Genomic DNA, 26,924 nt, shown 5'->3' with positions numbered 1-26,924 from the left:
GAATGTTCTGCCCATGATCAGCCTCACACGTTTGCGCACAAGCATAGAAGCGCGGTTGGCCAAACTAACGCAGGAAGGAAGCACAATCGGGCTGCACGAAATCAGCAGCGCAATTGACTGGTATGAAGCTCAAACCGGGCACGCCGTGCCTCGCGACATGCAGCGCGCCCTTATTCAGCAGCTCGCACCGCCCCCACAAGCCGACCCCCAACCCGCGCCACATCTGCATGAACGCAAGGCCCAAACCAGCTACATGCCGGGGTTCGCCAAACGGCTAAACACACTGAGCCGCCAAATCCTGCCTGAAGCCCTCACCTTACTAGATCTTCAAGCGCTGTCCGCGTTGCCCGAAGACGCACAGCGCGAAAGCATCCGAAATGCAGTTTTGAAAATCTGTGCGTCACAAAAGTTAGAGTTGAACGGGGCCGAAAGCGCAGAGTTGGTAGGCTATGTCGTCGATGACATGATGGGATTTGGCCCGCTGGAGCGATTACTCGCTGACGATGCAATATCAGATATTTTGGTGAACGGTTCGCAAAAGGTCTATGTCGAGCGCAGCGGTCAATTGGAGCTAACGGACGTCTCATTCCGGGACGATCAACATGTTATGAATATTGCCAGCCGTATCGTATCTGCCGCTGGTCGTCGCATTGATGAAAGCACCCCGCTGGTCGATACCCGCTTGGCAGACGGCAGCCGGATCAACGTTACCATCCCACCTTTAGCGGTGGATGGCCCTACGATCACAATCCGAAAATTCCCGAAAGACGACCTGACGCTTGCGGACCTCGCCAGCCGCAACACTCTATCCCCTCAGATGGCAGAATTGCTTCGCATAGCAGCATATTTGCGCCTGAACATCCTCTTCTCAGGAGGTACCGGGGCGGGCAAGACAACAATGCTGAATGCCGTTTCAAGAGAAATTCCGGCGAACGAACGCATTGTCACTATTGAGGACGCCGCCGAGCTGCGTTTGCAACAGCCTCATGTCGTACGCTTGGAAACCCGCCCCCCCACGCTTGAAGGGACCGGCGAGATCACCATGCGGCATCTATTTCGCAATGCACTGCGCATGCGTCCGGACAGGATTATCATTGGCGAGGTTCGCAGCGACGAAGCCCTCGATATGCTGCAGGCGATGAACACCGGTCATGACGGATCGATGAGCACACTGCATGCCAATACCCCTCGCGAAGCTCTCACGCGAATGGAGAACCTGATTGCGATGTCAGGCGTGCCACTGTCGACTGCATTTGTTCGAGATCAGCTCAAAGAGGCTCTCCATCTCGTTGTTCAAGTCTCGCGTATGCACGACGGCGTGCGGCGCGTGACCTCAATCGCCGAAGTCGTTGGAATGGAGGGCAATACAATCAGCATGCAAGAGCTGTTCAGCTTTAGGCGCAACGATGGACGTGTTGGTGAGCAAATCGTTGGCACGTTCAAAAGCGCAAGCACCATGCCGCATTTCACCACACGCGCGAAAGAACACGGCCTAGACGATGCCCTTCGCGAAATCATCGTAGGTAACGCATGACCCCTACCATCACGTACTTCGTGCTGACCTTTCTGATCTGTACCAGCTTGGGGGTCACGGGGCTTATGTTGATTGACCGCTCACGCCGCATGCGCCGTGCGCGACTGGTCCGCTTCAGTACCGACCATCCTGCCAAATCCTCCGTACGGGTCATGCGGCGCCTAGAAGCAGCCCAAGCCAAAGAAACAAATGGTCTGCGCAGAGACAGAAATGGAATTTTGGGCGTACTTGAACAGCGGCTGAGAGAGGCTGGCCTGGAAATGGCCCCAACCGGCGCGGTCGGTCTGATAGCACTCATCTCAATCTCAGTATGTTTAGCGCTTTGGAGCACAGGCTTGTTGCTTTTACCACTGGCCCTTGCAGTCGGCGCAGGCTCAGGTTGGATTGGCTTTGGGATACTTCTGGACGGGTTGCATGCGCGACGCGTACGCGCGTTCAACGAAGCTCTGCCTGACTGTCTGGATATTTTGGCGCGCGGTCTTCGGGCAGGTCAGCCCATTCCAGCCGCACTGACCGTGGTCGCGCAAAATTCAAAGGGCATCGCTCAAGATGAGTTCAAGCGCTGTTGCGAAGAACTAAAGCTAGGGGTTCCACTGGTTCCTGCACTTACCGGTATGGCCGAACGGATCGGCTCTCCTGAAGCGCGCTTTGTAACCGTCGCCACAAGCTTGCAATCGGAAACAGGCGGAAACCTTGTGGAGACACTTGAGAACCTAGCCGAATTGCTGCGCGAAAAAAGGAAGCTACGCAAGAAAGCAGCAGCTTTAACGGCCGAGATCCGCGTCAGTGCGGTCATTCTCACGAGCCTGCCTTTTGTCGTCGCCCTCGCACTTTTTGTTATGAACCGCACTTATCTCACCCCGCTAATTGCGGACCCACGCGGCCACGTCATGGTTGCCGTTGCCCTCGCAAGCCTCTGTATGGGGGTTTTCAGCATGTATAGATTGTCGCGCTTGGATGTTTGAAATCCCCCCCATATTGCAGTCGATGGCGGTTGGCGTGCCGGCTTTGATTGCCATTCAGCTTTTTGGGCTACACCTCATTGATCTGAACGCCCGCAAAGCACGGATCAGTCGTAGTTTAGGGCGTATGCCGACACCTAATGGCAGCAAGCCGACATCTATATTTGGACGGATTGCGCAGTACTTCCGATATCATGCAACCCTTACGCTAGAACGCCTTTCTGTTATGCGCGGGGGGGATGCGGAAACATCTGCGATGCTGCTGCGCTCGGCTGGGTTTCGCAGTCGGGATGCGGTGCTGATCCACGCTTTTTTTAAGTTGGTTCTACCGCCCACCAGTTTCCTGCTCACCATATTATGGTTCACCGTTGCCCGCGCCGGGCCTACGAACTGGCCGATAACTATAATCTGGGCATGCGGCGTCGCACTGGGCCTGTCCATATTGCCCGACATGGTCTTGAAGCATCTGCGCGACAAAAGGTTCAAACAGATCCGGCGCAGTTTTCCCGATATGCTAGAGCTATTGGTTATCGCCAGTGAGTCTGGGCTGAGCGCCAACCCTTCTCTCAATCGCGTGTCCGCGGAGATCCAAGCATTCTGCCCTCCTCTAGCGTTCGAACTGCAACAACTGGTGATCGAACTCAGTATTTTGCCAAACAGAGAAACCGCGTGGCGCAATTTCAGTACACGCCTACCCATGGCTGAAATGGCAATCTTTTCGAACACGTTGATCCAAGCTGAACGCTTCGGCACCCCATTTGCTGGCGCCATGAGAACACTCATGCACGACGAACGCGCCAGCAGGCTGCTGAAGATTGAAGAACAGGCCGGACGCGCACCGGCTCTTATGACAATTCCTCTTATCCTATTCATCATGCCGCCCTTGTTCATCGTGCTGGTCGGGCCCGCTGCTCTGAGCATTCTTGACAACATCATGAACGGGGGCGGCGGATGAAACAAACGTTACGCCTATTCATAGCGCAGGAAGATGGCGCCTCTGCGGTCGAGTTCGCGCTGATCCTTCCCGTACTACTGACGATGATCTTCGGTATCATTTGCTTTGGCCAATACTTCGCCATCGCCAATAGCTTACAGCAACTCGCAGCCGAAGCTGCGCGCTATTCAGCCAACGGCATAAGCGCAACCGAACGAGAAACACTTGCTTCATCCTTCATTACAAACGCAGGCGTGCGCTTTAGTTTTCTGAGGCAAGACAAGATTGCGCCCACAATCACGATGCACTCAGGAACCGTCCCCGACGGTATTGAAGTGTCACTTGCATATGATTTGGAAGGCACAGCGGTTGATGTGGCTGATGGTTTCATCGGGCTGAACTTACCCACACTGACGCGGAGCAGCTATCTTGCCTATTAAGCGCTACATAGAGCGCTTCCAGGCAGACGAAGGAGGTGCAGCGATCATCATTTTTGCACTGATGCTGACAGTGCTTTTAGGGTTTGTCGCCCTCGGGGTCGATATCGGCGCATTGTACTTTCAGCAAAAAACCTTGCAAACGCGCGCCGATCTGGCCGCCGTGAGTGCCGTAAACAACCTCAGCGACAGCCCTGAGGATCACGCGACGCGTACCATAATAGGCAATGACTTAGCCCCCCAGGCCATGACGCTCATAAGCTACGGGCACTACGAACGGAATATCGCACTGGAGCCCGATGCAAGACTGACGAACCGCGCCTTGAGCGATCAAGATTTGAACGCCGCGACCGTGCACCTGCAAGCTGTTGCGCCACTGTATTTCGCCAACACCTTTTTGCAACAAGATACCGTCGCGCTTAAAGCACGCGCAACTGCGGCCCGGTTCGACCTAGCAACCTTTAGCCTTGGGTCGCGTCTGCTGTCACTGGACGGCGGGCTATTGAACGCGCTGCTATCAGAAGCGACTGGCAGCACAGTATCGCTGTCGTTAGGCGACTACCAAGCTCTGGCCAATGCCGATATCGACCTATTAACATTCTCAGATGCTTTAGCGACGCGGGCAGATCTCACAGCACTCACCTACAAAGAACTTCTGACCAGCGACATCGAACTTCTGGATATTGCTGGAGCCATTTTAGACACCGGCGTGGTTACCGGATCAACAGCCGTACTGGATGCGATACTCGGCACTGGGAGCAATGCTCTCTTGGATGGCAAAAAGCTTATCGCCATTGAAGGCGATGACGTAGCCGTGCAGCTAGAGGATGTTCTACCCACAATCACCGTATCGGCGCTAGATGTGCTTATGTCTTCGGTTGATGTGATCACCGCAAACCGATTTATCGAAACCCAATTGAACCTCAGCGTGCCCAACCTGACGTCGACCGATCTACAGTTGGTCGTAGGTGAGCGCCCCGCGTGGATCAGCCTCGCAGAAGAAGGAGCCACAGCCCATACCGCCCAGGTGCGAATGAAACTGGACTTGGACCTTGATACCGATACCCTTTCTGGCCTGGCTCTGAACATCGCGTCAGTCGAATTGCCAATCTATCTTGAAATAGCAAGCGCCACAGCAACCCTTACAGAGATAGCTTGCGCAGCTGTGGGGGCCGAACCTCTGACTACCTTTGATACAGGAACCCAGCCCCTCACAGGGGTAGCCGGTACCCATGTGGCTGAACTGTTTCTAGGCCACTTCCCGGCTCCTGAGTTCGCAGACAATACAACGCCACTGAACCAGAACAACCTAAGCGAAGCCAAGCTTCTAGGCCTCAACATAGGCGTGACCAATTTGTTAGGCCTTCCGCTCACCTTGGGGGCTGACCTTATGATCAAATCGCATGCCTCGATTGGGGCCTCTGAAGCCTCACAAACAACTTTCACACAGGCCGAGGAAGGGACCACCAAGACATTCGGCTCGAAGGGACTATTAAACTCAACAGTCAGCACCCTTGTCGCCAATGCAGATATCCGCCTCGCGCCACAGCCGGGGGTGGTAAACCTACTTTTGGGGAATGTTGTTTCGGCATTGGCTCACGTACTTTCACTCATCACCAACGCGCTTGGCAGCATTTTCTCTTTGCTGCTTGTTCCCTTAGATACAGTCCTCGATCGCGTGTTAGAACTGTTAGGGATCGGGATTGGAGAAGCGGACCTGACGCTGCACCGAGCCCATTGCAGTCAGGTCATGTTGGTTAGGTGAACCGACTGCACCCCGCGCAAAACACACCAGCGGCAAGCGCGCCACAGAACACAACCGGAGACGACATTGTCTAATTCATTCAAACACATCCGCCGCATCTTCCTGATCACGGCCATGCTCGGCCTAACTGCTTGCGCTGTACCAACCGAACAAGAAAATAGCCCTGAGCGTGCACCTCAAGCGGAATCAGACACTTTGCGGCTTGCCCAAGCGACCGCAAAATCTGGTGATCACGCGAATGCTGCCAGATTATTTGAAAAAGTTCTAAGCACAGACGCTGATTCAGTTGCAGCCCTTAAGGGAGCAGGTGATGCATACTCTCGTATGGGCCAACAAAGTCGTGCCGAAACCGTACTTGTACGCGCCCATGAGTTGGACCCGAACAATGATGAGGTACTGGCCCTTCTTGGCCGCGTTTTCCTCGCCCAGGACCGCTCGAAAGAGGCCGTCAAATATTATGACAAAGCACTGCGCGCCAACCGAAGCAATATTTCCGCAATCACAGGTAAAGGCGTTGCTCTCGATACGATGTCACAGCATCTGAAGGCACAGAAGGTCTATCAGGAAGGCCTATCCACCTACCCCACAAACTTCGTTCTACGCAGCAACTATGCCTTGTCGGTCGCGTTGTCGGGGAACTTCAACAAGGCCATTAGTATCTTACAGGAGCTCGTACGAGATCCTAATGCCGCACCCCATGTTCGAGACAATCTAGCTTTGGTCTATGGCTTGGCCGGTCAAGAAACCGAAGCGAGAGCAACGTTGTCACTAGATATGAGCGCAGAAGAAATAGAAGAGAATATAACCGTATACAGAGCTCTGCGCCGCATGATGCAAGAAAGCCAACCAATCGGTTCTCTCGTCTTCGCCTGACAGAGCCCTTGGTGGGCCGCTGGTTGAGAATTCCCGATAATCGCGGGAAAGCTATGCTGATCACCTGATGGCGTGCTGTGCAAAATGCCCCTCGGACTCAGGCAATCCCGCGCGACGGACTAGGCGGATATGCTATCGCGTTCGGGCGGCGGACCACAATTAATCTACAGATAGAGGAGCATTGTCAAAGACGACACGATGTCACCACATCCTTGCTGACACTACTGTGGTCCTTCCCGCCGGTGACACAAAGGGGTGCGCTTTGACAAGGAAGGACCACCCCCAGTAGTTGCAATCGGAAGCGGGGTTCCTTTGAATGGATTGGTAGAGCACCTCCTTAAAGGTCGAGACCAAATGAAATCGCATCAATGAGTTGCACATGCACAGTGGCTCGATCCGTGCCGTCCGGGTCCGTGCAAATCGGGTCGTCTTGTTCCTCTTCGAGTAACTCGGCGGCACGGGGCTTGCAGGTGCCGAGGAAGGTAAAGTGGTTCGCTGGTGCAATCTCAACATAGGATGCATCGGGCAACCTGTTCGCAAGGTCATTGCCATCCGGTCCTACGTCAGCAGCACCAAGCCTGTCTGCGTCACCTAGATTAATGAGTGTCATCCCCACCAAAGCGCCCTGAAGCGTCGTGGGATCAGTGGCGCCGCCGAAGCCGGGATCGACAATGACGGCTCGTGATATACGCGGATCGCGCGCATCCGCTTCAAAACCGGGATAGTGCGCGAAACGCACATCGCCCAAACCGAAGAAGGTACAATCAGCGGCCTCCGGATAAGTGCTACAGTTTATGTCTTGAGTTGCACCATCGAAGCGGACACCGGCCAACCCGAGAGCGGTTGCCCCACCGAGCGAGAACCCAACAACGCCGATCCGCTCCGGATCGAGGAAGGGCGCAAAGGCGGGGTCGGCAAGGATCATATCAAGCGCAGCGGTTAAGTCATTTGCGCGAGCTTCGAGATCAACCGAGCGACGCGGAGAACTATCGCCGCTTGTTGAACCTGGATGGTTCACCGCCAGAACGATCGCGCCGTTCGCGACAAGGCCGCTTGTCAGCCACCCCAGGCTATCGGCATTGCCGCCTGATCCATGGGACAAAAGGACGAGCGGGTGCTGACCTTCTGCGATGGCAGGGCCGATAAACGCAAAGGTCGGATCAAATATCGGACCGTCTCCGACGGACGCGCGATAGGTCGGGTTTGCCGCCGGATACCAGATTGAAGCGGCAATGGGCCGAGCGCGGTGATCAGCCGTCAGATCAAACCGGTCGTAGCCGGGTAGCATATCCGCCGCGACAGGGTCTGCGTAGGGCAGCAAGAGCATGGCAAGAAGAGCAAGGCGTTTCATGGGAACCTCCGTGATTGAACGCATGCCTTGGAGTGCGGATATATGTGGGTTGTTGCGTCCTCAATTCGGGATTCAGGTCGCCACAATCCGGATTCTGGACAATAGTCGCGCCATGCCCATGCTTCCGATCCCTGCCTTCGCCGCTGTCATTCTCGCCTATCTTGCGGTCCGCACTCTTCTGTCAGAGGGCAGGCCACTACTGGTCGCCTTTCTTACCGCCTGCGCAATGCAATCGTTTCTGGTCGCGATGGCCTTCGGATATGACGTCGCTTGGCTCCGACCCGTTCTGCCCGTCAGTGCCACGGTCATCCCACCGCTTGCGTGGATCACATTGCAAGATGTCCTGATCAGCCGTGTGTCGTTCCTCCAAGTCGGCTTTCACGGTGCCGCTCCAGCCTTTACACTGTTCTGTCGTATCTTCGCGCCCGAGACGACCGATATCGTCGTGCCACTTGTCTTTGCGGGCTATGGCATTGCGATACTTTGTCTGTTGCGCAGCTCCGGAGACATGCCCCTTGCTCGGTTGGACGCCGGACAGGTTCCGAAGGTTCTTTGGCAGCTCTTGGGATGGGCGCTGATTGCTTCGGCTTTCAGTGATGTGCTCATTGCCGGTGCGTTCATGACGGGTAACGAACACTGGGCCGGCTGGTTGATCACCTTCTCCTCGTCTCTGGTCCTTGTGCTTGTCGGTTTGCTGAGTGGTAGCCCATCCGCATCTGGTATGGTTGGCGAAGATTCAGCTGAGCCAACTTCACCGCCCAAACAGACGAGCAAAGAAGATATCGAAATTTTGGAAGCGCTTGAGGCCTTCCTGAAGCGCGAACCCATGCATCTTGATCCAAACCTCACCCTGTCGCGGTTGGCACGTCGCTTCCACCTGCCCGAAAAGCGTCTCTCCATAGCCGTCAATCGCGCGACGGGGGTCAATGTCTCTCGCTACATAAATACTTGGCGTATTCGCCATGCCTGCAAGCTGATCGAGGACGGCGTGACTGTCACTAATGCGATGCTCGATAGCGGCTTCAATACAAAGTCGAACTTCAATCGTGAGTTTCTACGAGAGACCGGTGTCCCGCCGAGCCAATGGAAATCCGGAATGCAAACATCGTCGAATGTGACACGGATTTCCGACGCGAGCAAAGGCGGTTGAACTAGTCAAACCCCCTGCCGACTAGGTATGCTGTTGGTGAGATAGAACGGTTTTCGATCGGAACCCAAACCTTGAATCTAACGGATGAAGAAGCTGACCTGATCTTTTCGATCATGCGAGACCTGAGTGGCGAGCTTGACCATGCCGGGGTTCGGCGGCGTATTGGGCAGAAGATGCTTAATCTTCTAAAGGCTGATTATTTCGCGTCCTATGTCTGGGATGATGATGCACAGGAATTCGTGTCCTGTGTCCAGATCAATATGACGGACAACAACCTGCGCAACTACGAGAGCCACTTCCAGTTTCACGACCCAATCACGCCGACACTGCAAAGACGCAAGAAGGCGACGCCGGTCAGCGAAGTGATGCGGCATGACCGCCTGGTCAATACTGAGTTCTTCAATGATTTTCTGATGCGGGACGGCCTTTGTTACGGTATGAACTACTTCGCCTATGACAGAGGCGACAATATTGGGGATCTCCGGATATGGCGCGGTGCGAACCGAGAGGACTTTACACCAAGGGATGCCAAGATCGTGGATGCCGTTGGGCCGAGCCTTGTTAATGCGTTGATCAGGGCGGGAAGCGCGATTGTGCAGTTTCCGCCCCTGAGATTTGCCCAGATCGCCGATGATTTGGGGTTCACGGTTCGGGAGGCCGAGGTGGCAGATCTCCTAGTCTTAGGGCTCACCGATGACGATATCTGCGGCAAACTCGGTTTTTCCAAACCGACACTTCGGTCGCATATCGCTTCGATTTTCCGGAAATCGGGCCTGAACCGGCGCAGTCAGATTGCCCAATTCCTGTCCGAGCAAAATCATCATTTGTGATGATAGGCAAATGAACCTGCAAGTTCCTATCCTGTTTCCAAAGTTCTCAAGGAGGTCAGGATGACGGTGGATATGAAAAGCTGGGATGCAGTTGCCACGGTTGCTGCGATCAAAAACGGATCGGTTTCTGCGGCTGAATATGCCGAAGCTTTGGCTGATCGGGCCGCGAAATGCGCGGAACTGAACACGCTTCAGAGTTTCGATGCAGAGCATGTCGTCCGGACAGCAACCGAAGCTTTTCAGGCCGACCCAGAGGCGGCACTGGCCGGTCTGCCGGTCGTGGCCAAAGACAATATCAATACGACCTACTACCCAACCTCAGGCGGCACGAAGGCGATGCTGAAACATACCCCGGTATCGGATGCCGGTGTTGTCCGGAGAATCATTCAAGCGGGCGGTTTCATCGGGGCCAAGGCCGGAATGCATGAACTGGCCTTAGGCATCACGTCGAACAATGCCGTAACCGGGGCCGTGCGCAATCCGAACAACCCGGCCATGATCCCCGGCGGGTCATCAGGCGGCACCGCTGCTGCCATTGCCGCCGGAATTTTTCCCGCAGGTCTGGGCACGGATACCGGTGGATCCTGTCGAATACCTGCGGCCCTCTGTGGCGTGATCGGCTTCCGCCCGACGACCGGTCGTTATAGCGGCGACGGTATTGTTCCGATCTCGCACACCCGCGATACCGTTGGCCCTCTGGCTCGAAGCGTTCGCGATATTGCGCTGTTCGATGGCGTTCTGTCGGGCGACAACGCCGAAATTACAGGGGTGGAGTTGTCCAATGTTACACTGGGCGTTCCTCGGCAGATGTTCTTTGACAACCTCGATCCGGCGGTCTCCAAAGCGGTCGAGGTGCAGCTTTCGGCGTTGTCAACCGCCGGGGCTCGGCTGGTAGAAGTCGACTTCGCGCCGATCTGGGCCCATAACGAAGCCTTCAGTTTCCCGGTCGTATTCTACGAGGTTATGCGTGACCTTCCCGCCTATTTGGCTAAGCATGCCCCGGACGTTTCTTTTGAAACACTCGTTGCTGGCATTGGATCACCAGATGTGGCCGAGGCCATCTGCAGCCAACTTGGGGAGGGAGCGATGCCCGAAGCCGCCTACCGGGCAGCCCTGGATGTGCATGGCCCGGCGATGCGTAGGATTTACAGTAAGATCTTTGAGGCAAACGAGCTTGACGCGATTGTCTTCCCGACGACGCCCCTGCCTGGCCGGCCCATCGGACAGGATGAGACCGTCATCCTGAATGGGGAACAAGTCCCGACATTCCCAACCTATATACGCAACACAGATCTGGGTTCGAATATTGGGGCACCCGGCATTTCGCTTCCATGCCCCGTCTGTTCTGATCTTCCCGTGGGCATCGAGTTTGATGCCCTACCGGGAAGGGATCGGTTGCTACTGGCTCTGGCAAAGGCTGCAGAAAGTACACGACCCACGTAGTCAGCAACGGGATGTACCGGCTGCTTCACCCAGCAGGTTAGGCTTGGCCTGTACTGCGCGCTTTGTCAGCCGAACTTTGCGTTAGGTGAGATTCGAACCTCGAATCATCCCGGCGACTTAAGTTCAGCCGTTCAAGAACGACTACAATGATGCCAAAGCTATTCCTGAAGCCGCTCCGCGTCCCAATCCAGAACGGTTTCTCCGGTACATACATTTGGGTTCGAAGCAGTTCTCTGGGAGATAACGCGTACCAACCCGGTTTGCGGACACCCTAATCAGACCGCGGACCAGGCTATTCGTGCAGCTGATTTAGGCCATACAGAAGATCAATTATATATATTGGCGTTGATGCGCTATCCTCTAGCTACGGAAGGCGCCTTCGTTTCCAGCACTCGTCAGGAGGGAACGATGAACGACATAAGTTTAGGCCCTGGGGCCGTTGAATGGCTCGGCACCCACTACCGCACAATATTAAAGTCAGCGGAGACAGGTAGCGCAATGTCGATCACCGACGCTGTTTCTCCGCCTGCTTCCGGCCCGCCCCGTCACATCCATCACGATGCAGACGAGGTCTTTGTGATGCTCACGGGGGATGTAGAGTTCTGCCTAGTGAATGAACGCTTTGTTCGAGGCCCAGGAGAAACCGTATTCATCCCACGAGGAACGGAGCATAGCTTTCTCGTAGTCGGCGACGCACCTTCTCGCCATCTCGTAGTTCTAACGCCCGGCGGGTTTGAGGGCTTCTTTGCTGAGATGGCAGCTGGGCAATTCCGCATTCCAGAAGACATGCCTGCAATCGAAGAAAGCGCTGCGCGATACAAACTGTCGTTCACGGGCCCGCCCCTGAGCGCCGATACCAGGGAGATAAGGCAATGAAACAGATAGCAACACGGTTCTTTGCCGCTGCTGCGGTCTTCGCGTTGATTGGTATGATTTGGGGAATCCAAATGTCGGCCAGCCATGACCATACGCTTTCACCGGCACATGGACACCTGAACCTAATTGGCTTTGTCGCTATGTCGATCTTTGGAGCTTACTATGCGTTGACGCCGCGGGCCGCTGGAAGTCAGATTGCCAATTTCCACTTTGGTTTGACGGTGGCGACAGTGATCGTCCTGACGCCGGGCATTGTTATGGCGATTACGGGACAAGGTGAGATCCTTGCCCAGATCGGTTCCGCCTTGGCAGTATTGTCTATGGCGTTGTTCGGTTTTATCGTGCTTCGCCATGGCGTCGGGCATCCGCCTGAAAGCAATGCTTCGGATAACATCAAGCGCCGCCAACCCGCCGAATAGCACTCAGCTTTTGAAGCTCCCCTTCAGCGCCTTAAAAGCAGACCCGGAGAACGCCTGCAGGCAAACGCTGCTGCAGGCGCGGTCCAAGGTTGCCGCTCAAGGTGACAAAGCCAGACATAAACGCCAAGATGGCTTGGGGGGGGGACGAAGATGAACCTTGCAACCTTTGACCTCAATCTGCTGAAGGTGCTGGACGCATTACTAATAGAAGGATCAACAACCCGGGCAGCCTCCCGGGTTAGGCTCTCACAGCCTGCTGTATCAGCTGCCCTTGCTCGACTTAGAACCGCATTGAATGATCCACTCTTCGTGCGTGAAGGGGCCGGAATGCGCCCTACAGAGTTCGCAAAAGCGCTACGCGAACCGATCCGGGCGCATTTGAGTAGCTTGGAGCAAACTCTAGCCGGAGCGGGACCGTTTGATCCTACTGATTGCGATGCATCTTTCCGGATTTCCGGGTCAGATTATTTCTCAGTTATGCTGCTGCCCACACTCATGCAGCGTTTGGGCAAACGAGCACCTAATCTGAGATTGAGCTTCGTAGATTTGGTTCATCCCGGGAATCTACACGAGATGGGACGTATGGACGTGGACATCGCACTTCCCTGCACCCACAGTATTCCTTCTAAGATCGTCGCAGAGCCTATGTTTTGGTCGGCGTGGCAAGTCGTGGCACGAGCTGGACACTCCAGATTGTCGCGCTCCGGAATCGGCGAAGGCGATAATATACCAATCGATCTCTACTGCGATATGGATCATGTCGTCTTCTCCTCCGAAGGACGACATGCAAGTTATGAAGATCATGTACTGTCTACTGTTGGGCGCTCGCGCCGTGTGGCTCTTTCGGTGAGCAGTTTCCGCGACCTCTATGAGACGGTGGCAGGCAGCGATCTTCTCGCGGTATTGCCTGGGACTCTTGCCCGCGCGGTGGGCCAAAGGTTTGGTTTGACGATCCACCCTATGCCCTTCCCTATGGAGCCTGCGCTATTATGGGTGGCATGGAACCGATGGCAGACTGATGATCCCGCCCACCGATGGTTACGCGGTGAAATTGCCAACCTTTTGCATCATTTGAACGACGTGGAACGGCCACTCCCTCTCGCGACAGGAAACCGTGCAGCAAGAGTAAAAGCGGCTGAATAGGAAGCGCCGATCCAGCCACTGCAATGCTGCGTCTTGCGCAAAGTCGCTAGAAAACAGAGCTTCTATTGGACGTCGATAATATGGAAGCAAAGAAGGACTTGGAATGGAGGATGACGACACCGGCGGCTCGGGCCCGTGCATGGCCCATCTTTTGATCGACGGCACCCCTATCGATCCGATCCGGAAGCGCGATGTGGCCCGGTTCCGGACGGCAGAGCGTGCTCGCTTGTTACAAGCTCGGCAGCGATTGTCAGTTCAAGAGCGTGCTGCGATGACCGCCAATTTGATAACGACACTTGAAACACTCATCACTCCGCAGCCGGACATGAAGATTGCTGTCTATTGGCCAATTCGCGGAGAGCCGGACCTGCGCGCCTGGATCACCAAAGCGCATGCGGCCGGTGCCCTTGTGCTTCTGCCAGTCGTCACGAGAAAAGACGCGCCGTTGAGTTTTCGCACCTGGCAGCCAGGTTGCGCGATGGAGCGCGGCCTCTGGAATATCCCAGTACCCACGAACGGCGTAGAAGCGGTACCAGACATCGTGATCTCACCATTGCTCGGCGTAGACGAAACTTGTTACCGGCTTGGCAATGGCGGTGGCTATTACGACCGGACTTTAGCGCAGCTTGATCCTCCCTCAAAGGTAATCGGCGTCGGATTTTCTCATTGTCGCATGCCCACAATTTTCCCCATGCCATGGGATATTCCGATGGACACCGCCGTCCTTTCTGATGGATCGGTTCTAGCGCGCAGAGCAACGGTCGGGTGATGGAGCAACCTGCCATTGCCGATTGGCGCATGGTATGACGCCATCATCGTGCCGGAACTTCCACTGGACCCTATCTGTGTCGCGCAGGTACGTTCACGCGCTGAGGGGTGAGCAGGCCAAACGCGATGAACGGCTGGACGAGATCGAAAAAGCCCCGGTCAAACGCGAGGCTATTCGTCAGTGTAATCGCCTGAGAAAAGCCCTAGCGCCAGACGGTCGCAGCGAAAGCAATAGTCACCGCATGATTGACACGACCCGGCGCCTCAGGGGACCGGCTATGTCCAACATCAGGATTGGCGTTGAGCGCCGGATGCGCAGGCTCATCCGTAATGTCCGTCGAAAACGCCGATGAAATCGCTGAGCATCTCAACATACCGAGCGCTATCGTGGTAATGGCCAATATAGCCCAGCTCTCTTGTTCGGTGAAATGCCACCTCACTTAAAGAGACCATTACATCCCAAGAGCAGTACCAAGCGCCGCGGCCCTCATCATTGAACCGGTTCCCGCCGGTCCTTGTGTAGGTAAAGGATGCGTTAACATGCGTATCGCCATAGATCCGCAGGTCATTGCTGCGCCGTCGCCAAGCCAGCTCCCGCGGATCGAAGGTTTCCAGATGTCGTCATGGGGCGGCCAGGCTCTGATACTCTGGCGCTTTCACATCTCAGTGAACCTGAAGCTTACATCTCGTTCTTAAGTGACCTGCCATGGCCCATAGAAGCGATCGGCCTCGAGGCCGGACCACTGGCACAATGGCGCCACCGTGGCTTGCAAGAGGCGGGCTTCGAGCTCATTCTGATGGAGACGCGTCAGGTGAAGGCGGTCTTAAAGGCGGTGCCCGTCAAGACCGACCGACGCATGCCGAGGGTATCGCGCGGCTGCTGCGCATGGGCTGGTTCAGGCCGGTCCATTGCAAATCGGTTTCGATGCAATAGATGCGCGCTCTTCTCAGCGCTCGCAAGGCGGTCCAGAAAGCATTCTTGGATATCGAGCAATCGCTTCGGGGAGTGTTGCGCAACTTCGGGCTGAAGCTCGGTCCTGTCAGCAATCTTCGCTACGAAGCGCGGATCCGCGAACTGGTAGCAGGAAACTTTGCGTTGGAGGCTGCATCTGCAGCGATCCTGAGGGTCCGGGCAGTACTGCGCAGTGAACTTTCTGACCTCGAACGTCAGGTCCTCGCACTCACACGTCATGACTATGCCTGTAGACTAATGATGACCATGCCTGGCGTTGGAGCCGTAGTCGCGCTGACGGTCCGGTGGGCAATTGATGATCCTAGGCGGTTCCACTCGTCGCGCGATATCGGTCCATGGGCCGATCTGACTCCGCGGAGAGAGCAGTCTGGCGAACGGGACGTTTCTGGTCGGATCACAAAAGTGGGTGATGCATCATTGCGAACAGCGTTGTTCAACGCGGCAACCGTACTGATGCACCGAGCGTAACCGTGCTGGCTCAAGGCCTGGGGATTACAGGTCGCCAATGCGGAGAATAAAGAAGGCATTCTCCGCATGCCCGGCCTGAAACTTTGAAAGTGGACCAATTGTTTCCCTTCCCAATAAGCGGCCTGTCCGCTCAACCGGCCATTGAAACTGCGCTCGAGATGCAGCTCCCCTGCTCCAGCCTTCTGGACAATGCCCTTGAAGCGTCTGCATCCTTGGGAAATGCAGCGGCGAATACTGCTCTCGCATGGCTCTTTGGAGCGCAGCATTGCCACTATTTTCAGAACAACCCTCCACTTGTTACGAAGCTGTACAAGCGTGCTGCAGAGCAAGGGTACCCCGTTGCAATGACCAGTTACGGCATCAAGCTGCTTCGAGGTGAAGGAACCGCTAATAACCCCTATACGGGTACCGCTTACCTGTTAAACGCTGCCATTTCCGGCTGGGATGATGCAGGGCTGTTCTTAGCCGAGCACATTTTCCTTGGAATAAACGCGAAATATGGCTTGGATGTCGCGCAACTTTTTTATGCTGAGTTTCGCCACAATGCGCACAACGAAGAACTGATTGAAAGCGTTGAAAACCTGCTGGCAAAACATTGAGCAAACGGCGACGATATAGATCTAAATCTTGAGGAGGGGGTGTTAATCCGCTTTTCAGAGAGGCGCTCTGCTCGCCCTATGACCAGATCAAGCGGTTCAGATTGGAGTTTCCGTGACCATATTCAACCTTTGGATTAGCGGTCACTCAATCGTCGCAGTGAAGCCAGCAGTGGCGGTCGGAGGCGAGAAACGCCAAAGCAGCTTCACATCAGCTTTTTGACCGTCTGCCGCATCTTTCTGTAGGCTTTGCTCGATAGCGCGCAATCGCCAGCAAGCTTCCACTTGGCACGATAAGCCTCAGGTGTCAGGCCATGCACCTGGCTCAGATGACGCCGTAGGAGGCTCATCTTCTCACCACACTCCAAACAGGTAAGAAGGTGAGAGTCTTCCTCTTGTTCATCCTCGACAGCCTCATCGCCACACGTATTGCGACTGCTGGATAGGGATATGGTGAAGTCTGTCCTCTCCCCCGGACGGCTGGACACCGAAATCTCACCACCCATCCGCTCAATTTCACGCCGCACGATACTCATACCAAGTCCCGTGCCCCCTCCTTGGCGTGCCGTTCTTGGATTGTGTGCTTCGAACTCTTCAAAAAGCCTATTGAGTTGCTCGGGCCCCATGCCGCAGCCCGTGTCGCTTATGCGGATGACCACACCATCCCGGCACTGGTCGGGCGCGATCGCAACCCGCACTTCGCCAACGGAAGTAAACTTAACAGCGTTGGACAGAAGGCGTTCGACCGCTTGGGAGAGGTTTTCTGCATCAAACAAGAAAAGCGGGTTGCCTTCGAGGCTGGAGGTAAAGCTAAGCTCTATCCCTTTGGCATTTGCAGCGTCATGGTGTTTATCCACGACGTCGCCAACCACCTCAGCCAGATTGAAGGATTCCGCCGTGATCGAAGCCGTCGCATCGTCCAAATCCGCAATGCGCACCAGGTCATCTGCCACTGCACTCAATCGGGAGACATTCCGCTCAATCACCCCGACGAGGTTGCGTGCTTTCTCATTGGTAACGATCATGCTCAAGAGACGGGTTGCCCCACCAATAAAACTAAGGGGGGTGCGCACCTCGTGGTTGGCATGTGACAGAAAGCTTGCGCGTGTTGCCGCGGCTTGTTCCGCCAACCGCTTTGCTTTTACTCTCCCGGCCTCGGCAGAGTTCAGATGCATCTGATCGGTTGCGATGGAGGCCAGTCGTGTAAGGATTTCAATGTCGTTCTGATCCCAGTCCCGCGAGCAGTGGTCGATACAACATAGTGCACCAATGATGTTCCCTTGCTCACTGCGGAACGGGACCCCAAGGTACCCAATGATGCCGAAGTCCGCGCCCGATGGACTATACTTTAGTTCAGGGTGTATTCGAGAATCGCGAACCAAAAGCGGCTTACCGCTGTCACGGACGTGCTTGCAAAAAGAGTAGCTCAACGGCGTCGCACGCGTTTGGAAAAGCTCTCCGGTCAAGCCAGTGGCTGATTTAAAAAGCTGTTGATCGCCTGCATCATCAATAATCGTGAGAAGGGATATAGGCGCCTTCATCATAAGGGATGCGATGTTTGTGAGCTTATCAAAGCGCGCATCACGCTCTGACAAAGGTGCCCCCGATTCTATAGGTTCAGATGCGCTGAAATTTTCGGAAACACGATAATTCAAGGTTATCACCCTATACGCTAACTTACCGGATCAGGAAAAAGGAAAGCCGTAGGGACAATCAATACCAAAAGCCCAGATAACGCCTGGAAAGCGCAGAATAGGCCCTTTGGATCAGATATAACACATTGAATTAGAGCAATAAAATATAGAGTATGGCGTTGTGTATTTGCACATGTCAACACAAAGGAATAAATGCGTCGATAAAATGGCATTCCCTTGATGGCACCTATAATGGAAAAGTGACCCTGAAATACGGCAGCAATAGACCGCTTACTTATTTCAAACGCCCCTTAGGCCAGTTGAGCAAAATTTGTGCAATGAACGGCAAGCCGAGCAACTGGAATCTGGTCTACTCTTACCAGTTCTCAGTTTCCTCCAACGGGGGTGCCGCCGAAGATAGCCCTAGAGGTTCATCTTTCCCTTCATGATGCCGCATCGTTCACGTCCGGCGGGCCTGACAAACCCAGCCACTCTGGCAGCTCAGGTCTATTTAAAGCGGACTTTCTCCCGCAGTGCCGAGAAACGCCATCAAATCGCCACAATCTCAAATACAATCTTTAGTATGGACACATACCAAAGAACATGTCGCAAGAAGGATTTGCCTTCAGATACCCACGGAACAGCCTTGATCAGCCTTCCGCTCTTGAAGACTCAAGGACCTGTCGAATGCGGTCAACTTCACGAAGCCAGTTTTAAGCAGGCCGTACCAAGCTCAAAGGACAAAGCACATGAAAATCCTCGCCGTTGATGACAACTCCTTCGTCCGTGAGTTCCTTCCCGCCATCCTTAAAGGAACGGATTTTGCAAATGTGACCGTTGCTGCCTCAGGGAAGGAAGCGCTCGAGATTATCGCAAACACCGCGCAGCCCTTCGACTGCCTGCTGCTGGACATCGTCATGCCCTTCATGGACGGCATAACGCTCTGCCGCAAAATTCGGGCGATCTCGAGCTATCGCACGACACCGATCATCATGCTGACCCTCAAATCTGACGCGATATCGATCGAGCAGGCCTTCGCCGCCGGGGCCAATGACTATATCGTCAAACCTTTCGAAGTTCGAGAGGTCGAGCGCCGCCTGCGCGTCATCCAACGTCTGCTCGATAGCTCGGAAGTGGCCTTGCGGCTTGACCCAAAATTAATGCTTCCGGGTGGCCCTCAAGGGTCACACGACTTTGCTTTAGAAGATCCCGTCCACGTCCTTGGCGCCCCTCAGTTGGTGCCGCCCTTTTCACTTGGCAATTACCTGTCGCAGCTGTCCAGCAAGCATTTGAACATCTGCCAGGTCTTTTGCGCGCAAATCGAAGACGTCGCATCCCTATATTCTCGCACCAATAGCCGCGAATACGCTATGGCCATCGCCAATGTAGCAGGCGCCATCAGCAGGGTCGTAGACTGCCCGCAACTTCTCATGGCACATTTTGGTGGCGGCACGATTTTATGTATTGTCACAGGCGACAGCCTACCTAGCTGGCCGCAGATCGAAGAGTTGGTCTTGGCCAATCTACAGATCACGGGCCCTTGGGGAGAGGAAGCAACCTACGAACCGATCACTCTTTCGATTGGACGACCAGTACGCCCGAATGCCAATCGCACCCAACGGGTTCGTAACACGTTCAACCGGGCGATTGATCGAGCGACCGGGCGGCAGAACTCCAAGAACAACTCTTGGACCCCTCATACATCAGCAGTATCATCGGCCCGCTGACCCCCGGGCCGCGAAGCAAGCATCTCAGGCAGTTCGGCCCGCTCTGGCTCATACGGTAGGGCCGGGCCGCTTCTTCCAGAGTGAAACTCTGATGATACATCAGGGGTGTGGAGGCTTTGCAGGATATCGGCACGTACCAAAGCCGCAATCTTTGCAGCACAGGCCCCTCCAAGCATGAACCCCAAAAGTACGGACCCGTAGCCCCCTCCCAATAAGTGCACCACGCAAGCCGTGATGCACGCATAGAGCAAGCCAATCAGCACAACACTCTTGCTCGGAACAAACCCCGCGCCGAAAGCGGAAAATTTGCGACCCAATCCTTCGGCTGGCCTCTTTTTTCCCGCAAACCTCATTCTCAGAGACCGTTGCCGCCATAAGCGCAAACAAGGTCTCTACCGCTGAATGTGCAGGCTAAAAATGTCACGCAACCGTCCACCTCGGTTCAGCGAAAGGAAGAGAAAATCAGGCAAGCTGCTTGGCCACACAGCTCCGGTTTGTCAGTTCATATAGGCCCCTCCGGTAGCGACGGGCTTCCGGAGGGGCCTATATGCTTTTTAGGTCACCCGTAGGGTTAGATACTGCCTAGGCCGTCGTCGGTGAGCCCTCCCAGGAGATCAGTCACTTCGCCAAGCGCCTCCCCGAGTGAGTTATCGCCGCCGAGCAATACGCCCACGAGATCAACAGAACCGCTACCTTCTCCTGTCAGACCACCGAGTACGTCACCCAAAAGGCCACTCAAAGGATCGTTGGCACCCCCGTCAATTTCGGTACCTTCACCGAGAGTACCGGTACTGGTCAGATTGCCGACGATCCCACCGGAGCCCGTGACATCCGACAAAACGCCCTCATTGCCGATAAGGTCGCCGAGCAGACCCTCAGTTCCTGTCACCTCACCCAAAGCTCCAGAATTTCCGGTCAGATCACCAAGCAGGCCACCATCAGAGATGATCCCATCAACCAGGCCAATGCTGTCACTAGGAACACCATCCCCTAAGAAAGGTTGTCCCAAAAGGTCATCACCCACCATGCTCGTCGGGGTACCCTCGCCGATCAAATCGCCGAGCACCCCCTCAGATCCGGTGAGGTCTCCCAGAAACCCAGCGTTTCCTGTCAGATCACCGAGAAGCCCATCGTCTGAGATCACCGGATCAAGGAAGCCTTGCTCACTCGGTTCTGTAGGATCGGCTGGTTCCGCCGGGATACCGCCATCGCCAAGGGTGCCGGTGCTGGTGAGCTCACCGACAAGCCCGTCTGAACCAGTAAGGTCGGACAAAGCGCCATCGTTGCCGACAAGATCACCAACCAAACCGTCAGAACCTGTAACATCACCCAGAAGTCCCGAATTGCCAGTCAGTTCTCCCAGCAAGCCACCATCCGCGACGACCCCGTCGAGAATGCCGACACTGTCATCAGAGACGCCATCTCCCAGCAGAGGCTGGCCGAGAAGCCCATCCCCCACGGTACCGAGTGGGGAGTCTTCCCCGATCAGGTCACCGAGGAGCCCTTCAGAACCGGTGATGTCTCCAAGAGCCCCAGAACTGCCCGTCAGATCACCGAGAAGCCCATCGTCTGAGATCACCGGGTCAAGGAAGCCTTGCTCATTCGGGTCCGTAGGATCAGTTGGATCGGTTGGGTCCGTAGGATCAGTTGGATCGGTTGGGTCCGTGGGATCAGTCGGATCGGTCGGGTCCGTGGGGTCAGTCGGGTCCGTGGGATCAGTTGGATTGGTCGGGTCCGTGGGATCAGTCGGATCGGTCGGGTCCGTGGGTTCGTCACTTCCCCCACCGCTACTGCTGGCCGCAGCACCAATGAGCCCTAAGCCCCCAGCCGCCGCAGCGATCAAACCCTCATTAGACATCTCACCGCTACCACCGACAAGAGGATCACCTTCGACCCCGCTCTCGGTCCCGTCGGCGAGAACCAAACTATGCAAAGAACCGTCCGCTGCTGGAATGTAAAAATCATTAACTGTGATCACATCCCCGTTCGCAAGGGTAATGAACAAGTCATCCCCCTGTCTGGCGTAGCGCTCAATGTCGGAACGGTTAACGTCAATATTGATGCCAATTTCAGAACCGGCTTGGATGGTTCGATTTACCATTGCAAACTCCTCATAGGACTACCCTCGGGAGAGGATTACCTCTAAAGTATGTATATAACTTAAGTATAGGAGAAGCAGGCGCTCGCCTGCTTGTCAATCCTGTATGGGGCCGCCTTTACCACCCGACCTCAGAAATGGTCCCTATATAAAATTGGGTAAGGTCCTGCGGCTAAAGAAAAAGCTCCACCTTTCGGTGGAGCTTTTAGGGAGAGAGACAGCGGAAATAGTCTGTTTATGCGCCATCCACTGAGACTGAGGCGCTTAAGAGCGCCACGTCACCACCGAGACCACCCAGCAGATCGCCTCCTAGATGACCAAGCAGGCCACCATCACTACCCGCGCCCAATAGGCCGACACCGGTGAGATCACCCAGCAATCCGTCCTCGCCGGTTACATCAGCCAGCAGGCCCATATCTCCAACAAGATCACCGGCCAAGCCCTCGGACCCGGTCACGTCACCCAGTAGGCCTTCGTTCCCCGTCAGGTCGCCAAGCAGACCGCCGTCCGCGATCACCGGATCAAGCAAACCATCCTCAGCCCCCACGGTGGCCAACAGGTCCTCAACCGTACCAGAGACGACATCAGCTGGTCCGCCGTCCCCGCCGAGAAGGCCGCCAAGAACGCCACCTTCACCGCCGAGCAAGCCACCAACGAGACCCTCGTCACCAAGGACACCGTCTAGCACGCCACCCTCACCGCCAAGCAGACCTCCAAGAAGGCCCCCTTCGCCGCCGAGCAAGCCGCCAACAACACCCTCGTCACCAAGAACACCGTCTAGCACGCCACCCTCGCCGCCGAGCAGACCTCCAAGAAGATCCCCCTCGCCGCCAAGCAAGCCGCCAACAACACCCTCGTCACCAAGGACACCATCTAGCACGCCACCTTCACCGCCCAGCAGGCCGCCAAGAATACCGTCATCACCGATAACGCCATCAAGAACGCCTTCTACGGTTTCAACAATACCGTCCACTGCGCCACCTTCGCCCAGCAAACCATCGGTCAGCCCGGTCCCGCCAAGGACGCCGCCCAAAAGACCGTCATCAGACACGAGTCCTCCAGTCAAACTACCAGACCCGTCACTGCTGCCCAAAAGGCCGCTGCCCGTTAGGGTGCCAACCAGGCCATCCTCGCCGGTAACGGGGCTCAAAAGCCCGTCGTTGCCAACCAAATCTCCGAGCAAGCCATCGGACCCGGTCAGATCTCCCAACAGCCCATCGTTCCCGGTGAGACCACCCAGCACGCCTTCATCCCCAAGCACGGGATCAAGCAATCCAGTGTCCGCCTCACCCGTAGGCTCAGTGGGGTCCGTCGGATCGGTTGGGTCAGTTGTGTCTGTCGGATCGGTCGGATCAGTTGTGTCCGTCGGATCAGTCGGATCTGTTGTATCTGTAGGATCAGTTGTGTCCGTCGGATCAGTCGTATCGGTAGGATCTGCTGGATCGGCCTCATCATCGCTGTCATCAGCAAACGCGAGAGAAGCTGTGGTCAGAGCGCCCAGCCCAGCACCGATTTGCTCCATGTTGCCACCAAGACCGGCAACCTCTTCCGTGTCATCAAAGGTCCCTTCAACGCCGCTGAACGTACCATCAGCCAGCATCAGCTTGTGCGGCACACCGCCAGCCGCAGCTTCGTAGAAGTCAGACACGACGATCTTACCGCCATCACGCAACTCTACAACAAGGTTGTTCCCTGACTTTACGTATCTGGAAATGTCACCTTTGGCGGCATCTATCTTTACGTTGGCTAGGCCGCCAGCCTGGAGCTCAGTAATCGCCATCTCTTCTTCCTCTATCTATCCAACGCCCCTTGGGAGCGTGACCATTGGTTCACCCAGTTTCTCAATAATGAGATCACATACTAAAGTTGTGGTCAATGGAGAGAGTACATACTTTAAGACATGCGCGTCTTGCGTTGCTCATACACCCCGATATTCAGCCAAATGCTCATCAAGGGAACCCACGCGGTTGACGATAGCCCCTCAGGATCGCAGCATCCCAACGGCCCACTTGGATCGGTATGTTACCCCTCCTGCCCACCAGAAGAACAAAGCATGCTGGAGAACCGAATGCCCGAGGAAAAAGAATCGGCTTTGAACGCAGCAAAAGTCAGACCCGTTCTGCAGGCGATCGCACGTTTAATATCCACCGATCGACGCATTGCGATACTCGCAACAGGGAAGGCAGAAATCCTACTTTCAAACCCCCCTGCCAACCAACTGGGGCTGGACGTGGCGGCTCTCAAGGCGACCTTTAGCTGGCCCACACTCTGCGCCCGCGCACAGCGCAGCGGCAGCGTTGCGGTATCCACAACTTATAAAGCAACACAGCTCGAGGGAGAGCTGGTACACCTCTCACTTGGCAATGCCGAAACTTTCCTGCTGCGTTTGGTCGAAACTGATCAAGAGGCTGTGCAACTACAAAACCGCGCGCGCGCAGCGACCCTGCTTCGGGTTGCCCACGACCTAAGAACACCAATCCAATCTGTCTTAGCCTCCGCAGAAACACTCTTTGAGCAAGAGAAAGGCGCAGCTGCAGCGCCCAATCCGCGTACCGCAGACGTGCAGAAGTCTGCGCAAATCGCCCTCACTCACATAGAAAAAGTGATCCGCGTGATCCGGGGGGAACTAACCAGCGCCGACCTACAAGCCGACGAGGACTTCGACCTGGGCGAAGAAGCACGAACAATCGTCGATATGATCAAACCCATCGTGCACGGGCGAGGCGCGAGCGTGACCCTGACCGTAGAGCCACAAGACCAACTCCGGCTTCACGGGCCCGTCCATCTGGTTCGCGCCCTGCTGCAGAACATGTTCGACAATTCAGGCAAACACGGCGGAGAAGCCATCGACATACATGTTACATGCGCCCCAGGCCCAAAACAGCAAGACATCAAAAGGCAGAGCGAAAACATCATCACCGTTCAGGTCGCAGATCAGGGAGGCGGTATACCCGACGCCCAAAAGGCGCGGCTGTTGGGAAGCAATATTGACGGAACACGCATAGACCGGAGCACAGACGCCAAGACAGAGCGGACCAGCGCCGGGATGAGCGTCCTAGCCCATGCCATCAGCCACCTTGGCGGCCATCTCGAACTTCTTGACCGAGCCCATGACGGCGAACCGCTGATAGACACCACACAACCTGTCGCCGGGACAATCTTACGCGCGACTTTCTCATTGCCCGGCGCAGCTGCAGATACCGCAGCAGAGGATCTAGACGCCACGCCAAGCAGCGATGGGCTGCTAAAAGGCCTCGGGATACTGGTCGTAGAGGACAGCCCCTCAAGCCGAGATTGGCTGGTTCACAGCCTCAGCCAAGCGGGGGCGCAGGTCGAAGGGGTCGAGAACGGATTGCGAGCAATGCGTATTCTGCAACGGCCTGACGCCGCGCAGAACATTAACCTTCTGCTGACCGACATGACCCTCCCCCATATAAACGGTGTCGAACTGCTGCGCGGCATCCGAGATGAACAATCAAAGGGCAGACTGGAATGGGACGGGCTGATCCTTGGACTGACAGCGCATGTTAACGACAAGCTGCGTGAGGCATGTCTCGCCCTCGGAATGGTCCGGCTCCTGGAAAAGCCCATCCGCAATGCTGCACTTTGCCACGCGGTCTACTGCGCAGCCCACAGCAAGGATGATAACACAACCGCCGCCACAGACGGCAGCGCCCAACCAACAAAAAAGACCCCCGCCACCTTGGCAGAACCATTCTCAGCAAGAACAGTCAAAGACCTGACCAAGCAGCTTGGCCAAGAGGCCGCCGTGGGGTTCATGATGCGCGCCCATGCCGAGGCACGGGCGATCCTTGATGAGATCACACCCGGCAAGCAGAGCGCCGAAACCAAGCGCTTGCTGCACGCCGCAACCGGGTCTTCCGGCCTTACCGGCCTTAAGCTGCTAGAACACGGCCTGCGCCAAGTAGAGCTTTCTCTCGACACCTCCGAAACGACACAGCAAATTGCACTTGAGGGCGCAAGGGAAGCATTAGACGCGACGCAAGAAGCCATACACACGCTTGGATCAAGTTCACCCGATAACAGATGATCGCTTGCTTCGCTGAGGTTTCGTGATAAATCTAGCGTCCGGGCCGATAAACGGTCCCTTTTTGTTCGGCCTTTGTCGATTAATGTCGTCCGTCGATAGTGTTGACTTGAGGACTTTACCCAGGGGTTTCGTAAATCAAAGATGAGTAATATGACGTCCCCTCAAACCAAACTAACCCGGATCCTAATCGCAGATGACCATGCGATGGTATTGGAAATGTTTGAGCAGTTCCTCTCAAACCTCCCCGATTTTGAGGCACAGACCGCGCCCGACCTTGAGACCGCGCTCGACAAGATCGACGCGGAAGGACCTTTTGATCTGGTGTTGGTAGACCTCGACATGCCAGGCATGAACGGGATTACAGGCCTGTCAAAAGCCCTAGAGCGGAACGGGGGCAAGCCCGTCGGAATTCTGACCAGCAATCCCTCAGCGCATGTCGTGTCAGAAGCACTTGCTCTGGGCGGCGCAGGCATCGTCCTCAAAACGGAATCGCTTAAGAGCCTCACCAACGAGATACGTTTTATGGCCAGCGGCGGGCGATACGTTCCAGTCGAGCTTATCGACCGGCCACGCGCCAAAGTCAGTAAAGTATCAAGCAATTCCCCTCTATCAGAACGCGAAATGACCGTTCTAGCCCTTCTTGCCCAAGGCCAACCCAACCGCGAGATCGGAACCGAGCTGGGTCTGGCCGAAGCAACCGTCAAGATGCATGTGAAATCCATCTGCGCCAAGCTGGGTGCAAACAACCGCACCCAAGCGGTCATTGTCGCCCGCGACAGGAACATCTTCTGAGCGAAGAAACAGCAACCTCACAGCGCCTCAACCTTAGTTGCACCCACAAGTTTATGTGCGCTACGCTCACACCACCCCCCCCTCCATAACGGCTGGGGGA

Annotated in this window: 22 protein-coding genes and 1 pseudogene; 18 read left to right on the top strand and 5 right to left on the bottom strand. The window is 55.6% G+C overall.

Going from position 1 to position 26,924, the window contains the following annotated elements; genetic code table 11:
• The first annotated feature begins 13 nt into the window (after positions 1-13).
• The 6 genes from ACSQ16_RS00380 to ACSQ16_RS00355 all read left to right on the top strand — a co-directional run bounded on the left by ACSQ16_RS00380 (position 14) and on the right by ACSQ16_RS00355 (position 6,505).
• Positions 14-1,534, top strand: coding sequence for a CpaF family protein (locus ACSQ16_RS00380; protein ID WP_435988328.1), 1,521 nt, complete (start codon positions 14-16; stop codon positions 1,532-1,534).
• Positions 1,531-2,499, top strand: coding sequence for a type II secretion system F family protein (locus ACSQ16_RS00375; protein WP_435988327.1), 969 nt, complete (start codon positions 1,531-1,533; stop codon positions 2,497-2,499). Before ACSQ16_RS00380 ends, ACSQ16_RS00375 begins: the two co-directional genes overlap by 4 nt.
• Positions 2,492-3,451 carry a type II secretion system F family protein gene (locus ACSQ16_RS00370; protein ID WP_435988326.1) on the top strand — a complete coding sequence of 320 codons (960 nt, stop codon included), beginning with the start codon at positions 2,492-2,494 and terminating at the stop codon, positions 3,449-3,451. Before ACSQ16_RS00375 ends, ACSQ16_RS00370 begins: the two co-directional genes overlap by 8 nt.
• Positions 3,448-3,870, top strand: a complete 423-nt coding sequence (locus tag ACSQ16_RS00365) for a TadE/TadG family type IV pilus assembly protein (protein ID WP_435988325.1) — start codon at positions 3,448-3,450, stop codon at positions 3,868-3,870. Before ACSQ16_RS00370 ends, ACSQ16_RS00365 begins: the two co-directional genes overlap by 4 nt.
• The gene (locus ACSQ16_RS00360; RefSeq protein ID WP_435988324.1) at positions 3,860-5,632 is read left to right on the top strand and encodes a pilus assembly protein TadG-related protein; all 1,773 of its coding nucleotides are present in this window, start codon (positions 3,860-3,862) and stop codon (positions 5,630-5,632) included. The genes ACSQ16_RS00365 and ACSQ16_RS00360 overlap by 11 nt, the downstream gene beginning before the upstream one ends.
• Before the next feature lie 66 nt (positions 5,633-5,698).
• Positions 5,699-6,505: a tetratricopeptide repeat protein gene (locus ACSQ16_RS00355; RefSeq protein ID WP_435988323.1), complete on the top strand. Its 807-nt coding sequence runs from the start codon at positions 5,699-5,701 to the stop codon at positions 6,503-6,505.
• A 337-nt stretch (positions 6,506-6,842) separates the two neighbouring features.
• Here the strand turns inward: ACSQ16_RS00355 and ACSQ16_RS00350 are convergent, their stop codons facing one another.
• Entirely contained in the window at positions 6,843-7,856 is a 1,014-nt protein-coding gene (locus tag ACSQ16_RS00350; protein WP_435988322.1) for an alpha/beta hydrolase family protein, read from the bottom strand.
• Between the two features lie 10 nt (positions 7,857-7,866).
• Here ACSQ16_RS00350 and ACSQ16_RS00345 point away from each other — a divergent pair, with 10 nt between their 5' ends.
• From ACSQ16_RS00345 to ACSQ16_RS00315, 7 genes are all read left to right on the top strand, one after another.
• Positions 7,867-9,006: a helix-turn-helix domain-containing protein gene (locus ACSQ16_RS00345; protein WP_435988321.1), complete on the top strand. Its 1,140-nt coding sequence runs from the start codon at positions 7,867-7,869 to the stop codon at positions 9,004-9,006.
• Positions 9,007-9,077: 71 nt separating this feature from the next.
• Complete coding sequence (locus ACSQ16_RS00340; protein ID WP_435988320.1) at positions 9,078-9,836, top strand: helix-turn-helix transcriptional regulator; 759 nt, start codon at positions 9,078-9,080, stop codon at positions 9,834-9,836.
• A gap of 60 nt (positions 9,837-9,896) precedes the next feature.
• Positions 9,897-11,279, top strand: coding sequence for an indoleacetamide hydrolase (gene iaaH, locus ACSQ16_RS00335; protein ID WP_435988319.1), 1,383 nt, complete (start codon positions 9,897-9,899; stop codon positions 11,277-11,279).
• Between the two features lie 498 nt (positions 11,280-11,777).
• Positions 11,778-12,155 (top strand): cupin domain-containing protein, encoded by a 378-nt coding sequence (locus tag ACSQ16_RS00330; protein WP_435988318.1) that lies wholly within the window; start codon positions 11,778-11,780, stop codon positions 12,153-12,155.
• On the top strand, positions 12,152-12,574 hold the full coding sequence (locus ACSQ16_RS00325) for a hypothetical protein (protein WP_435988317.1): 423 nt from the start codon (positions 12,152-12,154) through the stop codon (positions 12,572-12,574). Before ACSQ16_RS00330 ends, ACSQ16_RS00325 begins: the two co-directional genes overlap by 4 nt.
• A 150-nt stretch (positions 12,575-12,724) precedes the next feature.
• Positions 12,725-13,717: a LysR family transcriptional regulator gene (locus ACSQ16_RS00320; RefSeq protein WP_435988316.1), complete on the top strand. Its 993-nt coding sequence runs from the start codon at positions 12,725-12,727 to the stop codon at positions 13,715-13,717.
• A gap of 103 nt (positions 13,718-13,820) precedes the next feature.
• Positions 13,821-14,486 (top strand): 5-formyltetrahydrofolate cyclo-ligase, encoded by a 666-nt coding sequence (locus ACSQ16_RS00315; RefSeq protein WP_435988315.1) that lies wholly within the window; start codon positions 13,821-13,823, stop codon positions 14,484-14,486.
• 241 nt (positions 14,487-14,727) lie between these two features.
• Here the strand turns inward: ACSQ16_RS00315 and ACSQ16_RS00310 are convergent.
• Positions 14,728-15,088 (bottom strand): annotated as a pseudogene (locus ACSQ16_RS00310) (RES family NAD+ phosphorylase); the annotation flags it as partial.
• Positions 15,089-15,464: 376 nt separating this feature from the next.
• Between ACSQ16_RS00310 and ACSQ16_RS00305 the strand changes: the two are divergent.
• A complete protein-coding gene (locus ACSQ16_RS00305) occupies positions 15,465-15,926 on the top strand; it encodes a transposase (RefSeq protein WP_435988314.1) in 462 nt (153 codons plus the stop codon).
• 89 nt (positions 15,927-16,015) lie between these two features.
• The gene (locus ACSQ16_RS00300; RefSeq protein ID WP_435988313.1) at positions 16,016-16,525 is read left to right on the top strand and encodes a hypothetical protein; all 510 of its coding nucleotides are present in this window, start codon (positions 16,016-16,018) and stop codon (positions 16,523-16,525) included.
• A 203-nt stretch (positions 16,526-16,728) separates the two neighbouring features.
• Here the strand turns inward: ACSQ16_RS00300 and ACSQ16_RS00295 are convergent, their stop codons facing one another.
• Positions 16,729-18,177 (bottom strand): ATP-binding protein, encoded by a 1,449-nt coding sequence (locus ACSQ16_RS00295; RefSeq protein WP_435988312.1) that lies wholly within the window; start codon positions 18,175-18,177, stop codon positions 16,729-16,731.
• A 728-nt stretch (positions 18,178-18,905) separates the two neighbouring features.
• On the opposite strand from ACSQ16_RS00295, the gene ACSQ16_RS00290 reads away from it, so the two are divergent.
• Positions 18,906-19,883 carry a response regulator gene (locus ACSQ16_RS00290; protein WP_435988311.1) on the top strand — a complete coding sequence of 326 codons (978 nt, stop codon included), beginning with the start codon at positions 18,906-18,908 and terminating at the stop codon, positions 19,881-19,883.
• Between the two features lie 571 nt (positions 19,884-20,454).
• Here the strand turns inward: ACSQ16_RS00290 and ACSQ16_RS00285 are convergent.
• Entirely contained in the window at positions 20,455-21,984 is a 1,530-nt protein-coding gene (locus tag ACSQ16_RS00285; RefSeq protein ID WP_435988310.1) for a BapA/Bap/LapF family prefix-like domain-containing protein, read from the bottom strand.
• A 232-nt stretch (positions 21,985-22,216) separates the two neighbouring features.
• Entirely contained in the window at positions 22,217-23,761 is a 1,545-nt protein-coding gene (locus ACSQ16_RS00280) for a BapA prefix-like domain-containing protein (RefSeq protein ID WP_435988309.1), read from the bottom strand.
• A gap of 120 nt (positions 23,762-23,881) precedes the next feature.
• On the opposite strand from ACSQ16_RS00280, the gene ACSQ16_RS00275 reads away from it, so the two are divergent.
• Together ACSQ16_RS00275 and ACSQ16_RS00270 are read left to right on the top strand one after the other, a co-directional pair.
• Positions 23,882-26,032, top strand: coding sequence for a hybrid sensor histidine kinase/response regulator (locus ACSQ16_RS00275; protein ID WP_435988308.1), 2,151 nt, complete (start codon positions 23,882-23,884; stop codon positions 26,030-26,032).
• Between the two features lie 150 nt (positions 26,033-26,182).
• The gene (locus ACSQ16_RS00270) at positions 26,183-26,824 is read left to right on the top strand and encodes a response regulator transcription factor (RefSeq protein WP_435988307.1); all 642 of its coding nucleotides are present in this window, start codon (positions 26,183-26,185) and stop codon (positions 26,822-26,824) included.
• Positions 26,825-26,924 lie beyond the last annotated feature (100 nt).

The organism is Sulfitobacter sp. SH24 (assembly GCF_965641895.1).
Classification (GTDB): domain Bacteria; phylum Pseudomonadota; class Alphaproteobacteria; order Rhodobacterales; family Rhodobacteraceae; genus Sulfitobacter; species Sulfitobacter dubius.
Note: the sequence above shows the minus strand (reverse complement) of the source record. Positions and strands in the feature narration are given on the sequence as shown.